A 12,880-nucleotide genomic window follows, 5' to 3' on the forward strand; every position below is an offset into this window, starting at 1 on the left:
ATGGCCGCGACACGGTCTAGAGGCCGATCTGGCTGCTACTGCACCGGATCACTCACCGGTTTGGCAATGATCGCCTTGAGTTCGCTGGTCATCGGGAACTCAAGGTTCAAACCCTTCGGCGGGATCGGCTGCTCGAACCAGCGTTTGTAGATGCCATTGATCTCGCCCGAGCTGTACAGCTCCGCCAACGCACCGTTGACCAGCGCCAGGAACTGCGGATCGTCCTTGCGCACCATGCAGCTGTAGATCTCCCGCGATTGCTCCTCCCCGACCACCACCCATTTGTGCGGGTCGTTGGCCTTTGCGCGCTCGCCATAGAGCAGCGCGTCGTCCATGTAGAACGCCACCGCCCGGCCCGACTGCAGCATCTGGAAGGCTTCGCCGTGGTCCTTGGCGCTGATCACGAACATGTCGATCTTGTGATCGACGTTGTAGCTTTTCAGGAAGCGCTCGTTGGTGGTGCCGGCGGTGGTCACCACGTTCTTGCCGCGCAGGTCAGCGAAGCTCTTGATCCCGCTGTCCTTCGCGGTCAGCAACTGGCCTTTGACGTAGATGAAACCATAAGAGAACGCCACCTGCTTCTGTCGTTCGGCAGTCACGCCGGTGGAGCCGCACTCCAGGTCCACGGTGCCGTTTTGCACCAGTGGAATACGGGTCTGCGAGGTCACCAGGTTGTACTTCACCTTCAAGTCCGGCAGCGCCAGTTGCTGCTGGATGCGCTCGACGATCTTGCCCGCCAGATCCACCGAGTACCCCATCGGCTTGCCGCTGTGATCACCCACGTAGGAGAACGGCACCGAAGCATCGCGATAGCCCAGGGTGATGCTATTGGCGCTGGCGATTTTGCTCAGAGTGCCGGTCAGCGGCGCTTCATTGGCCTGAACCTGACTGCCGAGCAACAGGCCAAGCGTACAAGCGAGCAACGTGATTTTTTGCATTGTTATTCTCCGTTGTGGGTGTTGGTTTATCAGACGCGTGCAGCGATGACGGTGATTTCCACCAGCACCTGCGGGCGGGCCAGTTCGGCCTGCACGGTGGTGCGGCTCGGTGACTGCCCCGGCGATAGCCAGGCCGACCAGACCTCGTTCATCGCGGCGAAATCCTCGGTGATGTTCTTCAGGTAAATGGTCGCACTGAGCAGATGATCCTTGTCGCTGCCCGCCTCGGCCAGCAAGGTATCGATTTTCGCCAGCACTTCACGGGTCTGGCCGTTGGCATCCCGGGCATCGCCCGGCACCTGCCCGGAGAGAAACACCAGGTCGCCAAAGGTCACGGCGCCAGACAGGCGCGGGTTGCTGTGCAGTCGGGTAATGGTCATTGCAGTGTCCTCTTCAGAAATCAGTATTCAGGCGGCCCGGTGGTTGAAACCCTGCAGGTCAATGGACGGCTGGCGCTCGCCGATCAGCTCACTGAGCAAGCGCCCGCTACCGCATGCCAGGGTAAAACCCAGCGCGCCGTGGCCGAGGTTGAGCCACAGGTTGCGATACGCCGTCGCGCCCAGCAACGGCACGCCGCTAGGGGTGGCCGGGCGCATGCCAGCCCACTCGACGGCTTCGTCATAGGCGCCGGCATTTGGAAAGGTGTCATGGGCCTGACGCTTGATCAGCGCCAGGCGCTTGGGGTCCAAAGCAGGGTCGAAGCCGACAATGTCGACCATTGCCGCCACTCGCAATTGCTTGCCGATGCGGGCATAGACGATCTTGCGGTCGTAGTCGGTGATGCTCACGTCCGGCGCCCGGTGACCGGCGCCAATCGGCACGGTCAGGCTATAGCCCTTGAGCGGATAAAGTGGCAGTTGCAGCCCGGGAAGTGCCAACAGCGGACTGCGGTGACCGGCGGCGATCACCAGTTGATCGACCGGCAGCACTTGCTCGCCCAGTTCGATGGCGTTGACGCTGCCGTTGCTGTGGCGGATGCCGGTTACCGCTTGCCCGAGACGAAACTCGCAACGGCCGGACGCTTGCAGCCGGGCGGCCAGTTGCTGGCAAAAACCGTGGCAGTCGCCCACCTCTTCGTCCGGGGTGTAGATCGCCCCGACAAAGGGCGCATCGATCAGTGCCGGTTCCAGTTGCGCGCATTCGGCCGGCGACAACACCTGCTGTTGCTGCGGGTCGGCCAGGCTCTGGCGCGCATGCTCGAAGCTGCTGTCCTGACGGAAAGTCACCAGTTTGCCATTGCGCCGCCACTGGAATCCCGTCACCCCATCGTCCTCGCGCCAGGACTTCAAAGTGTCCTGGCTGAACAGCGCCAGGCGCAGCAAGTGCGCGGCGTTCTCGCGGTTGACCGAGCGGCGGCAGGCGCCGAGGAACGATGCCATCCAGCGCCACTGGGCCGGGTCAAAGCGCGGGCGCAGCTTCAACGGTGAGTCGCCGCGCAGCATCCAGCCAATGGCTTGCAAAGGCACGCCGGCGTCGGCCAGGGGCGCGACATAGCGATAGGACAACTGGCCGCCGTTGGCGAAGCTGGTTTCGCTGCCCAGCGAGTCCCGTGCCTCGACCACCGTCACCTCAAAGCCGTCGCGCACCAGCGCATAGGCCGTTGCCAGGCCAATCACACCGCCACCGATGATGCACACACGCTGAGCCATGTCCGTCCTTAAACCCGTTGTGAAGACGAGGCCAAGGTTAGAGCCAGGTGACAGACGTTGAACAATGCATAAAGATGGCAACCCCATAAACAAAGGTTATGGACTTGCCATGCGTCTTCGCCATATCGAGATTTTCCAGGCCGTCCGCCAGACCGGTTCGATCAGCGCTGCCGCGCAATTGCTGCACGTCTCGCAGCCGGCAGTGAGCAAGGTGTTGCAGCACGCCGAGCAACAATTGGGTTTCCCGCTGTTCCTGCGGGTACGCGGCAAGTTGCAGGCGACGCCGGAAGCGCTGGAACTGGAGCGTGAAGTGGACAAGGTCAGCGAAAGCCTGCAAGGCGTGCGACGCCTGGCGCAGAGCCTGCGCCGCGAACCGGGCCACAGCCTGCGCATCGGCGCCACCCCGGCGCTGGCCCTGTCTTTGCTGCCGCCGGCCATTCACGAATGGACCGGGCGATACCCGGACATCGCTTGCGAACTCTCCAGCGCCCATAGTCGCGAACTGGTGCAGAACCTGTTGATGCGCGAAGTGGATGTCGCCTTGACCCTGCAACGCCCGGATCACCCGGGACTCAAGGCCCAGGCGCTGGCGTCTGGCGTGCTGGTGGCGCTGGCGCCGAGTGGTTACTGGCCTCAGGAAGAGGTGGGTAAACCGTTGCCGCTGATGGCTCTGGCGGATGCGCCACTGATCGGTTTATCCAGCGCCGATCCACTGGCCGCGCGGCTCGACAGTTACCTGGAAGCGGTCGAACCGCCGCCCCGGGTACGCATCGCCGTGCAAACCTACTCACTGGCACGGGCGATGGTGGAATCCGGTGCGGGCCTGGCGGTGATCGATCCGTTCACCGCCCTTGGCGCCTCTCCCGTCAACACAATGATCCGCCCCCTGGCACCGCCGTTACCCATCACCCTGTATGCAGTGACCCGCGCCGCCGAACCGCCGCCCCACACCTTGAACGACCTGTTGCAGGTATTCAGCCGCCGAGCCCGGGAGCAGCTGGATCGGCTGGCCCCGGTACAGCCTTAAAGGACATAAAAGAAAATCGCCACAAAGTGCAGCAAACTCCCGGCGATCACGAACAGGTGCCAGATCCCGTGGGCATGGCGCAGGCGATGGTCAAGGGAAAAAAAGACAATCCCCACCGTGTACAACACCCCGCCCGAGGCCAGCCAGGCAAATCCGGCGCCGCCCAGCGCCGCGAGCAGCGGCTTGACCGCCACCAGCACAATCCAGCCCATCACCGCATAAATCACGATCGACAGAATCCGCGCCTCCGAACGCGGCTTGATCTCTTGCAGGATGCCGATCAGCGCCAGCCCCCAGACAATCCCGAACAAGGTCCAGCCCCACGGCCCGCGCAGGGTCACCAGGCAGAACGGCGTGTAGCTGCCGGCGATCAACAGGTAGATCGAGAAGTGATCGACCTTCTGCATGATCGCTTTCTTGCGCCCGCGCACGCTGTGGTACACGGTCGATGCGCTGTAAAGCACCAGCAAGGTAAAGGCGTAGATCGCCATGCTGACAATCTTCCACGGGCTGCCGTCGAGACTGGCCAGAACAATCAGCCACACCCCGCCGATAAACGCCGCCACGGCCCCGGCCAGATGCGTCCAGGCATTCAATCGTTCCCCGTGATACATCGATTACCCGCCTTAAAAAATGGTTACCGCAAAACAAGGCTCAAGCCTCAAGCGTAAAAGTGCAATGTTTCCGTACGTCACGATCCCTGTAGGAGCTGCCGAAGGCTGCGATCTTTTGATCTTCAACGTCAAAAGATCGCAGCCTTCGGCAGCTCCTACAACGCTCCGTGTTTAACGGGCACAATTGACCGATACCAAAAAGAGTCCGCCCCATGCTGATCGATGAAGAGTTGACCCTGAAAAAACTCGAGGTGTTCCTGGCCTTCATGCGCACCGGCAACCTGGCACGCGCCGCCGCCGAGTTGCAGACCAGCAACGTCAGCGTGCATCGGGCGATCCATTCCCTGGAAAGTGCTCTGCGCTGCCCGTTGTTCAAGCACGAAGGCCGTAGCCTGACGCCGCTGGAAAGCGCTTACGTACTCGAAGAGCGGGCGCAGAAGCTGATTCAGGATGTCGTCGAAAGCGTGCGCCTGACCCGCGAGGCCGCCGGGTTCTCGGCCGAGCGTTTCAAGTTGGGATCGCTGTATTCGCTGACGGTGAAGACCGTACCGCAACTGATCATGGGCCTGAAAATCCGCCGCAGCGAACTCAACATCGACCTGATTCTGGGCTCCAATATCGACCTGCTCTACAAGCTCAAGAACATGGAAGTCGATGCGATCCTCGTGTCCCTGGACGACAGCATCAACGACCCGGATTGCGAACAGATCCCGCTGTTTTCCGACGACATCTTCCTCGCCACACCCGCCGACTCGAAGTTTGCCCAGCGCACAGAAGTCGACCTGGCCGAAGTACGCGATGAAACCTTCATCACCCTGACCCAGGGCTTCGCCACCCATCAGGACGGCAAGCGGGTATTCGAGCAGGCAGGGTTCGAGCCGAAGGTGGCGATGCAGGTCAACGACATCTTCACCCTGCTGAGCATGGTCAGTTCGGGCGTGGGTTATGCGTTGCTGCCGGGGCGGATTGCGGCGGTGTACGAGAACCGGGTGAAGCTGATCCCGTTGCAGGAAAAGTACCGCTTGCAGCAACACATTGGCGTGGTGTTCCTGAAGGCCAAGGAGCGTGATCCGAACCTGCTGGCGTTGCTGGCGGAGTGTCGGATGTATGCCAATCGGCAGGCTTGAAACCGAGTCGCGCCCTTCGCGGGCAAGCCCGCTCCCACATTCGAACGCATTCCAAATGTGGGAGCGGGCTTGCCCGCGAAGGCGTCGGACCCGACAACTCAGCCCCTGAACCTAGCCGACAATCCCGCGAACAATGAAGAACAACAGCGAAGGCCCCAGCAGACACCCAAGCCCGGTGTGGAAGGTCGCGGTCAACGCGCCATAAGGCACCAGGCGCCGATCTGTCGCCGCCAGCCCCGCCGTCACGCCGCTCACAGTGCCGGCCAGCCCGCCAAACACCATCGCCGAACGCGGGTTGTCCAGGCCCATCCAGCGCGCCGCCATCGGCGTGCCGACCATCACCAGGATCGCCTTGATCAGGCCGGTGGCAATCGACAGCGCCATCACATCGGAACTGGCGCCAATCGCGGCTCCGGTCACTGGGCCGACGATGTAAGTCACCGCACCGGCGCCAATGGTGGTCATGCTCACCGCATCGCGGTAACTGAATGCCCAGGCCATGCACGCACCGACGATAAACGGCAGCACCGTGCCCAACAAAAGCGCGATCACGCCGATCAAGCCGGCCTTTTTCGCTTCCGTGGCCTGCACCTCGAATGCCGTGGCGACGATGGCGAAGTCCCGCAGCATCGCGCCACCCATCAACCCGATGCCGGAAAACAGCGTCAAGTCCGCCAGGCCCTTTTGCCCACCGGTCATAGTTCCGCCAACCCAGGCCAGCACCAGGCCGATGACGATGGCAATCGCCGAACCGTGGATGCGTCCGAAGGTCAGGCGTTTGGAGATCACCACTGACACCCACATGATCACGCCGACGAAGCCGAATGCGGTGACCAGACCGTTGTGTTCCAGACCGCTCTTGATCAAATCCCACATATCAGCGACCTCCTGCCGGTGCGCCAACCGGCGTTACATCCGCCGCTTCATCGGGCAAGGGTTCGCCTTTGTGGGTCCGGCTGATCAGGGCAATGGTGCAACCGCAAACCACCACCGAACCGATCGCCGCCAACACCGCTACCGGACCACCGTGCAACGCCGTGACCACATTTTGTTGCGCCGCCATCGCCACCACCACCGGGATGTACATCGCGCCCCAGAAACCGACGCCCATCTCGCACTCCCGGGTCATGCCGCCACGCCTGTGCATCCATAACCGTGCGCAAATCAGCAGGATCATCGCGATGCCGACGCCGCCGACGTTTGACTTCACGCCCAGCAACACTCCGAGCATGTCACCCATGATCACCCCTGCCAGCGTACAGATCGCCAACAGCGCCACACCGTAAATAATCATTGTTGTAGTCCTCAAAGTGCATTTCGAATGTTGTTTTTGTTGTTCGAAGCCTGAGTTTTAGGAGTGGCGGCTTCCCTCCTCACGCATCAGCGCCTGCAGGGTATCGAGCCGCGCACCGTCGAAGGCAATCACGGTGCCCTGCTCGAACACCCGGCGCGCCAGCCCGGTCAGCACCGCACCGGGCGGCAGTTCGATCTGTAGACGTACGCCACGCTCGTAGGCGCTTTGTACCGTGCCGCGCCAATCGACGATGCGGCACATGTTGAAGGCCAGGTCGTCACGCAAGGCTTCAGGCTTGATCAGCGGACGCGCACGGCTGCCGCTCAGGTAGCCCATCTTCGGGGTTTGCAGCGGCACTTTGGCGAAGGCTTCGGCCAACTGTTGCGCGGGCACCTCAAGCAGTGGGCAGTGGGACGGCACGCTCACTGCCAGTCGCTTGGCCAGTCCGGCTCCGCGACCTTTCGCCAACTCGGCTACCGCTTTCATCGCCGCATCGCTACCGGCAATCACCACCTGGTTATCGGCGTTGATATTGGCCAGATAGACCGGCGCATCGGCGCTGTGAACCTGCGCCAACAAATCTTCCACCAAGGCCAGCTCCAGACCGATGATCGCGGTCATGCCGTAGCCCTGTGGATAAGCCTGCTGCATCAGCTCACCACGCAAGCTGACCAGATGCAGTGCATCGCTGAAACCCAAGGCACCCGCCACCACTGCCGCCGGATAAGCGCCGATCGACAAGCCGGCCACGTAGTCCGGGGCCATGGCCAGCTGGCGTGAAGCGGCGACGCCAGCGATCAGCAGGCAAAGCTGAACCGCCCTCGTCGACCGCAGTGCTTCGGCAGAATCCAGCTGCGTCACGTCTTCACCGAGCCAATCGCTCGCCTCGTACAACGTTTCCCGAGGCAAACGCGTCAGCATGCCGGGTTGCTGCGCACCCTGGCCGGGGAACACCAGCAAGCTGCTCACGCTGCCTGCTCCTGTGGATGCCACGGGTCAGTGACCAGACTGGCATGAGTGGCACTTTTCAACAGGACCCGCGACGAAGCACCGGCCCACTCGCGCAAGGCAACGGCGCCCAAGGGTGTCTGCAATTGCAGGTCCACGCGGCACACGGCCGTGTCGAGAACGGCCACCAGCGCCTGCGCGTCGGCACGACTCAACGGGCGAGGTGTACGCAGGATCAGATCGAGATCGCTGCCCTCGTGCAATGCGGCAAACCCGCTGGCCAACTCAAACCCGGCACTGCCACTGACACCCCAGATCCAGCCACTTTCTTCGAGCTGCGAGCGCAGTTGCGCCAAGGCACGCAGCGCCGGGAAATCACGCAGGCCTTGAAGATGGCAGAGCTCTTCCGGCCGCACCCGCCGCGTGATGGCGGCGACTTCCATCTGCGTCGCAAACCGCTGCTCGCGCAACGGCCCGCGCACGCCCACCGCCACCTGCCCCGCCGCGCTCAAGGCGCGACGGACCACCACCGGTTGGCCGACACTGATCGAATCGATCACCCAGGTCGGGGCATCCGCAGGCAACTGCCGCGGGGTCATGCCCCACAGCAGGTCGTGAGCCAGAAGCGCACTCACCACTGCGCCCTCAGCAATTGGCGAACCTTGCTCGACGCCGCACGATTGGCCGCACCGAGACGACCACTGAGATCTGCACCCTTCTGGGCGATATCACCCATCGCCTGACCCAGGCACTCGGTCACCCGCGCCAGATCCGCCGCAGTCGGCTGCTCGATCTGTTCCACCGACAAGGTTTCCCACAGCAGCCCGAGGCTGGCATAGCTGTCGATGTCATAGGCCATCGGCGGCACACTGGCCGCCAGAGCTTCGAGTTCTTCGACGCTGCGCAAGGTCACCCGCGCCGCCGACGCCTTGCCCATGGCATGCACCATCACCCCCGGATCGCGCAGGGCGATCAAGCGATTGGCCTGATAGCCGTGGGCCAGGAACGCCCCGGACATCGCCTTGCCCACCAGCAAACCGATCACCGCATGGCCGGCCAGACGAGCGCGGGCGTAACTGCCCGCCGCTGCGGCCAACGCCTGATGAATGCCGAGCGCTTCTTCGCGGCGACCATAAGCCTGGCTCGGCACGTCAACAATGGCGATCAGGGCGCGCTTGCGTGCCTTGTTTTGATCGGCGGCGATGACTTCATCCACCGCCTTGGCCAGGCCCCAGCCTTCGAGCAACCCCACTTCGCCATTGCGTGCACGGACGAAGCGGTTTTCCGGGTCGGCCACCACCGCGATGAAACGCACAGGCTGATCGCCCAGCGAACCGTCCGCGACCTTCAGCGAAGCCGGCAAACCCTCGACCGCTTGCGCCCCGGCACTCAAGGCGTTGAACCAGTTCAAACCACGCAGGGAATACGAGCTCATGGGCGTTCTCCTTGGTACAGATCGCGAACCACGGACGGCTCGATTTGCGGTTCGGCGTCCAGACGCGCCAGGCGTTGCAGGAACAATTCGGCCTGGCGACTGCGTGATTGCGCCGGCAATCCTTGCTGGAGCAACTCACCCACCTGCTGGCGAATCTGCGCCACGTCGTCGGCAACATAGCGATCCACCAGACCACTGGCGAAGCGCTGCTCCCCACCGGTCAGGCTCCAGATGAAGGGCCGGTCGCGGGAGTCGTATTCCTCGAGTCCGGCTTCCTGCTCGATCACCTGCGGGCCGTTCAGGCCCAGTCGCGCTTCCTGGGTCACCAACAGGTAGCTGCACAACCCGGCAGCAATCGACATGCCGCCAAAGCAACCGACGCTGCCCGCCACGACTCCGACCACGGGCTGGTACTGCTGCAAATCGACAATCGCCGCGTGGATGTCGGCAATCGCCGCCAGACCGAGGTTGGCTTCCTGCAAACGCACGCCGCCGGTTTCCAGCAACAGCACGGCGCGGGTCGGGATGCCGTTGCGGTTGTCTTCGGCGGCCAGTTCCAGCGCACCGGCGATTTTTGCTCCACCGACTTCACCGAGGCTGCCACCCTGGAACGCGCCTTCGATGGCGGCGATCACCACCGGCAAACCATCGAGGTTGCCCTTGGCGATCACCACACCGTCGTCGGCTTGCGGCACCACGCCCTGGCGCGACAGCCACGGCGACATGATCCGTTGAAAAGGGTCGAGCAATTCGCGGAAAGTGCCGGCGTCGAGCAAGGCCTTGGCCCGCTGCCGCGCACCGAGTTCGACGAAGCTGTGTTTGTTCAGCAGGGATGCGCTGTCAGTCATGGCCGATCTCCTCGAAACCCTGTTCCAGACGCAGGCGCACCACGCCGGGTGTCGCGCCGAAATCGTGGATGTCGATGGCCATCGCCGGCGGCGTCTGGCCGTCGAACATCCGTGCAAACAGATGCTGCCAGCGTTGTTCGCTACCATTGACCGAGGTCTGCACGTTGATCGTCAGCTTGCCGGCCTGACCCGGTTCGATCAGCACTTCCAGATCACCCGAACCGACACAGCCCACCAGGGTGCGGCCGCGTGGCGGCTGCCCGGCGGGGAATTCAAAGGATAAGGTTTCCATCAAAAAGCTTCCCTTCGTGAATGGCAGAGGAAAAGGCTGTCGCCCGACTCGATACGGTCGATGAACAGGCAGGCTGCGAGCAGGTCTGCAGCGCCGCCGGGCGAGGCATTCAACGCGATGAGTTGTTGGTCCAGCTCATGCAGGCGGCGACGTCCGGCGAGGCTGGCGCTACCCCCGGCATCGAGCACTGCCTGGGCGCCGAGTTGCATGGTGTGCAGACCTTGTTCTCCAGCGCGGTACAGCACGCAGGTGTCGGCCAAATTCGTCATGATCGCCAGCAGCGCATCGAGCCGGGCGTTCTGTTCGCCATGGCCGGCGGCGCGGCTGCATTTGAGTTGCGGCAACGCGCGTTGCAACACCGCCGGGAAACCCAGTTGCGCTTCTTCACGGGCTCCGCGAGCGCCGTAGCGTTGAGCGACTTGAGCACCGTGGCTGAGGGGACGAGGCGCGTAACGATCGTCGAGCAACGCCAGACGCGCCGCACGAATCGATACGCTGCTTGCAGCCGTGGATTCAGGGTCCAGCGCAGCGGCAGTGACCAACAGGCCCAAGGCCCAGATCGCCCCGCGATGAGTATTCACGCCGCCCGTGGTGTCGAGCATCGCTTGCTCGCCTTCGCGACCGATCCGGCCCACGGCTTCGCGCAGGGGCAAGCCGATCTCACCGAACGCTATCGCGGCATCGGCCATCGCCTTGAAGGCTGGCCACAGGGACAGCGCCGAAGCGTGCATCAACCCCAGGTGCAAATCGCTGTGAGCGCCATTGCCGCGACGATCGACCAGTGCCGGTTTCGGCGACAGGTCAGCCTCGTCGATCAGCGCGTCCACCGCCAGGTCCGCCAGCCGCTCGGCCTGGCTCAGGGTTTTGGGTTGCAGGTTGAATGCGTGCATTACCAGCTCCTGAACTTGGCGGGCGGGTTGTAGAGGCCACCGGACCACTCCACCAGATCGGCCACGCTTTTCGCCGCGAGCAGTTCGCGGGTGGCGTCGGTGCGGCGGATGCCGAGGTCTTCGGGCAAGGCAATCAAGCCTTCGCGGCGCATGCGCGCGGTGTCTTTGGGATTGTGGCGCAGGCCGATGGCGGTCACCCCGGCGACGGCGGCGATCATCGCCTGGCGTTCTTCCAGTGAACGCGCCTTGTATAGGTAGGCGATGCCTTCTTCGGTCAACAAATGGGTGACGTCGTCGCCGTAGACCATGATCGGCGCCAGCGGCATGCCGCTTTTCTTCGCTACATCAACGGCATCAAGGGTTTCGACGAAGGTCGGTTTTCCGCCCTCCTGGAAGGTCTCGACCATCTGCACCACGAGCTTCTTGCCGCGCTCGAGCATCGGCTCGGCCACGTCGGTGTTGCGCATGTCGAGCCAGGCCGGGGTACCGTGGCGACGACCGCGCGGGTCGTGGCCCATGTTCGGCGCGCCGCCGAATCCGGCCAGGCGCCCGCGAGTCACGGTGGAGGAATGGCCGTCGCCATCCACCTGCAAGGTCGCGCCGATGAACAGGTCCACCGCGTATTGCCCGGCCAGTTGGCTGAACATCCGGTTGGAACGCAGGGAACCGTCCCGCCCGGTAAAGAACACATCCGGCCGCGCCGCAATGTAGTTCTCCATCCCCAGTTCGGTGCCGAAGCAATGCACACTTTCGACCCAGCCACTTTCAATCGCCGGAATCAGGGTCGGGTGCGGGTTGAGCGTCCAGTTGCGGCAGATCTTGCCTTTGAGGCCGAGGGATTCGCCGTAGGTCGGCAGGATCAGCTCGATGGCCGCGGTGTTGAAACCGATGCCGTGGTTGAGGGACTGCACGTTGTGTTTTTCGTAGATGCCGCGAATCGCCATCATCGCCATCAGCACGTGCACCGGCTTGATGTGCCGTGGATCGCGGGTGAAAAGCGGTTCGATGTAGAACGGTTTGTCGGCCACCACCACGAAGTCGACCCAGGAGGCGGGAATGTCGACGCGCGGCAGGTCGCTGACATCGTCCACCAACTGGTTGACCTGGACGATGACGATGCCGTCGCTGAAGGCCGCCGGTTCGATCAGCGCCGGGGTGTCTTCGGTGCTCGGCCCTGTGTAAATGTTGCCGGCGCGGTCGGCCATGAAACCGGCCGAGAGCACGACGTTGGGAATCAGGTCCACCACCAGCCGTGCGTAGAGCTCGATGTAGGTGTGGATCGCGCCGATTTCCAGCAGGCCGTCTTCGAGCAGCTGGCTGATGCGCAGGCTTTGGGTGCCGGCGAAAGAGAAGTCGAGCTTGCGCGCGATACCACGCTCGAACAGGTCCAGGTGCTCGGAGCGTCCGACGCTGGGCATGATCATATGCAGGTCATGCAACTTCGCGGGGTCGGCCTTGGCCAGGGAACGTGAAAGGAAATCCGCCTGCTTCTGGTTGTTGCCTTCGAGCACCACGCGGTCGCCCGGCAGGATCAACGCCTCCAGCGCCGCGACGATGTTATCGGTGGGCAACACCACACCGTCGGCAAGACCTCGCACCAGCTCGAGACGCCGCTGCTTTTCGCTGCGCCGTCGCGTCCATCGCGAGTCGGGGGATATTGTTGTTGTCATGACCACTCCACGGGTTCGCTGTCGTGGGGGTCACATTAGGAGTGTTGGGTGGGGGCATCAATCAAGCAGAGTGACGGAACGTTACGCTCAGGGTAATGGTTGTCTGGGCTGACGCCTTCGCGGGCAAGCCCGCTCCCACAGTGGATCC

At 63.1% G+C, this 12,880-nt stretch carries 15 protein-coding genes; 2 read left to right on the forward strand and 13 right to left on the reverse strand.

Features of this window, described 5'->3' with window-relative positions; all coding sequences use genetic code 11:
- Window positions 1-35: 35 nt before the first annotated feature.
- The 3 genes from KSS91_RS26980 to KSS91_RS26990 are packed head-to-tail and all read right to left on the reverse strand — an operon-like array spanning window position 36 to window position 2,587.
- A complete protein-coding gene (locus KSS91_RS26980; RefSeq protein WP_126048042.1) occupies window positions 36-938 on the reverse strand; it encodes a transporter substrate-binding domain-containing protein in 903 nt (300 codons plus the stop codon).
- 29 nt (window positions 939-967) lie between these two features.
- Entirely contained in the window at window positions 968-1,318 is a 351-nt protein-coding gene (locus KSS91_RS26985) for a RidA family protein (protein WP_217836600.1), read from the reverse strand.
- Window positions 1,319-1,345: 27 nt separating this feature from the next.
- Window positions 1,346-2,587, reverse strand: coding sequence for a D-amino acid dehydrogenase (locus KSS91_RS26990; RefSeq protein WP_217836601.1), 1,242 nt, complete (start codon window positions 2,585-2,587; stop codon window positions 1,346-1,348).
- A 109-nt stretch (window positions 2,588-2,696) separates the two neighbouring features.
- Here KSS91_RS26990 and KSS91_RS26995 point away from each other — a divergent pair, with 109 nt between their 5' ends.
- On the forward strand, window positions 2,697-3,614 hold the full coding sequence (locus tag KSS91_RS26995) for a LysR family transcriptional regulator (RefSeq protein ID WP_217836602.1): 918 nt from the start codon (window positions 2,697-2,699) through the stop codon (window positions 3,612-3,614).
- On the opposite strand, the gene trhA is transcribed toward KSS91_RS26995, so the two are convergent.
- On the reverse strand, window positions 3,611-4,228 hold the full coding sequence (gene trhA, locus KSS91_RS27000) for a PAQR family membrane homeostasis protein TrhA (RefSeq protein ID WP_217836603.1): 618 nt from the start codon (window positions 4,226-4,228) through the stop codon (window positions 3,611-3,613). The two genes, KSS91_RS26995 and trhA, sit on opposite strands and share 4 nt — an antisense overlap.
- Before the next feature lie 212 nt (window positions 4,229-4,440).
- Here trhA and KSS91_RS27005 point away from each other — a divergent pair, with 212 nt between their 5' ends.
- Window positions 4,441-5,355 carry a LysR family transcriptional regulator gene (locus tag KSS91_RS27005; RefSeq protein ID WP_015097186.1) on the forward strand — a complete coding sequence of 305 codons (915 nt, stop codon included), beginning with the start codon at window positions 4,441-4,443 and terminating at the stop codon, window positions 5,353-5,355.
- A gap of 111 nt (window positions 5,356-5,466) precedes the next feature.
- On the opposite strand, the gene madM is transcribed toward KSS91_RS27005, so the two are convergent.
- The 9 genes from madM to mdcA are packed head-to-tail and all read right to left on the reverse strand — an operon-like array spanning window position 5,467 to window position 12,732.
- Window positions 5,467-6,231: a malonate transporter subunit MadM gene (gene madM / locus KSS91_RS27010; protein WP_217836604.1), complete on the reverse strand. Its 765-nt coding sequence runs from the start codon at window positions 6,229-6,231 to the stop codon at window positions 5,467-5,469.
- A 1-nt stretch (window position 6,232) separates the two neighbouring features.
- Window positions 6,233-6,649 carry a malonate transporter subunit MadL gene (madL, locus tag KSS91_RS27015; protein ID WP_217836605.1) on the reverse strand — a complete coding sequence of 139 codons (417 nt, stop codon included), beginning with the start codon at window positions 6,647-6,649 and terminating at the stop codon, window positions 6,233-6,235.
- A gap of 57 nt (window positions 6,650-6,706) precedes the next feature.
- Entirely contained in the window at window positions 6,707-7,618 is a 912-nt protein-coding gene (gene mdcH, locus KSS91_RS27020) for a malonate decarboxylase subunit epsilon (RefSeq protein WP_217836606.1), read from the reverse strand.
- Window positions 7,615-8,235: a malonate decarboxylase holo-ACP synthase gene (locus KSS91_RS27025; protein ID WP_217836607.1), complete on the reverse strand. Its 621-nt coding sequence runs from the start codon at window positions 8,233-8,235 to the stop codon at window positions 7,615-7,617. Before KSS91_RS27025 ends, mdcH begins: the two co-directional genes overlap by 4 nt.
- Window positions 8,229-9,032, reverse strand: a complete 804-nt coding sequence (gene mdcE / locus KSS91_RS27030; RefSeq protein ID WP_217836608.1) for a biotin-independent malonate decarboxylase subunit gamma — start codon at window positions 9,030-9,032, stop codon at window positions 8,229-8,231. Before mdcE ends, KSS91_RS27025 begins: the two co-directional genes overlap by 7 nt.
- On the reverse strand, window positions 9,029-9,880 hold the full coding sequence (locus KSS91_RS27035; RefSeq protein WP_007975426.1) for a biotin-independent malonate decarboxylase subunit beta: 852 nt from the start codon (window positions 9,878-9,880) through the stop codon (window positions 9,029-9,031). The genes mdcE and KSS91_RS27035 overlap by 4 nt, the downstream gene beginning before the upstream one ends.
- Window positions 9,873-10,172 carry a malonate decarboxylase subunit delta gene (locus tag KSS91_RS27040; RefSeq protein ID WP_008001147.1) on the reverse strand — a complete coding sequence of 100 codons (300 nt, stop codon included), beginning with the start codon at window positions 10,170-10,172 and terminating at the stop codon, window positions 9,873-9,875. The genes KSS91_RS27035 and KSS91_RS27040 overlap by 8 nt, the downstream gene beginning before the upstream one ends.
- Window positions 10,172-11,062 carry a triphosphoribosyl-dephospho-CoA synthase gene (locus tag KSS91_RS27045; protein ID WP_217836609.1) on the reverse strand — a complete coding sequence of 297 codons (891 nt, stop codon included), beginning with the start codon at window positions 11,060-11,062 and terminating at the stop codon, window positions 10,172-10,174. Before KSS91_RS27045 ends, KSS91_RS27040 begins: the two co-directional genes overlap by 1 nt.
- Window positions 11,062-12,732, reverse strand: a complete 1,671-nt coding sequence (gene mdcA, locus KSS91_RS27050) for a malonate decarboxylase subunit alpha (protein WP_116579621.1) — start codon at window positions 12,730-12,732, stop codon at window positions 11,062-11,064. The genes KSS91_RS27045 and mdcA overlap by 1 nt, the downstream gene beginning before the upstream one ends.
- Window positions 12,733-12,880: the final 148 nt, after the last annotated feature.

Source organism: Pseudomonas azerbaijanorientalis (assembly GCF_019139795.1).
Taxonomy (GTDB): domain Bacteria; phylum Pseudomonadota; class Gammaproteobacteria; order Pseudomonadales; family Pseudomonadaceae; genus Aquipseudomonas; species Aquipseudomonas laurylsulfatiphila.

Bases quoted from the DNA above. Each gene is read 5' to 3' on its own strand.
- KSS91_RS27005 (WP_015097186.1), top strand. From the start codon at position 4,441: ATGCTGATCGATGAAGAGTTGACCCTGAAAAAACTCGAGGTGTTCCTG.
- KSS91_RS27040 (WP_008001147.1), bottom strand. From the start codon at position 10,172: ATGGAAACCTTATCCTTTGAATTCCCCGCCGGGCAGCCGCCACGCGGC.
- KSS91_RS26990 (WP_217836601.1), bottom strand. From the start codon at position 2,587: ATGGCTCAGCGTGTGTGCATCATCGGTGGCGGTGTGATTGGCCTGGCA.
- madL (WP_217836605.1), bottom strand. From the start codon at position 6,649: ATGATTATTTACGGTGTGGCGCTGTTGGCGATCTGTACGCTGGCAGGG.
- madM (WP_217836604.1), bottom strand. From the start codon at position 6,231: ATGTGGGATTTGATCAAGAGCGGTCTGGAACACAACGGTCTGGTCACC.
- trhA (WP_217836603.1), bottom strand. From the start codon at position 4,228: ATGTATCACGGGGAACGATTGAATGCCTGGACGCATCTGGCCGGGGCC.
- KSS91_RS26995 (WP_217836602.1), top strand. From the start codon at position 2,697: ATGCGTCTTCGCCATATCGAGATTTTCCAGGCCGTCCGCCAGACCGGT.
- mdcE (WP_217836608.1), bottom strand. From the start codon at position 9,032: ATGAGCTCGTATTCCCTGCGTGGTTTGAACTGGTTCAACGCCTTGAGT.
- KSS91_RS27035 (WP_007975426.1), bottom strand. From the start codon at position 9,880: ATGACTGACAGCGCATCCCTGCTGAACAAACACAGCTTCGTCGAACTC.
- mdcA (WP_116579621.1), bottom strand. From the start codon at position 12,732: ATGACAACAACAATATCCCCCGACTCGCGATGGACGCGACGGCGCAGC.
- KSS91_RS26980 (WP_126048042.1), bottom strand. From the start codon at position 938: ATGCAAAAAATCACGTTGCTCGCTTGTACGCTTGGCCTGTTGCTCGGC.
- KSS91_RS26985 (WP_217836600.1), bottom strand. From the start codon at position 1,318: ATGACCATTACCCGACTGCACAGCAACCCGCGCCTGTCTGGCGCCGTG.
- KSS91_RS27045 (WP_217836609.1), bottom strand. From the start codon at position 11,062: ATGCACGCATTCAACCTGCAACCCAAAACCCTGAGCCAGGCCGAGCGG.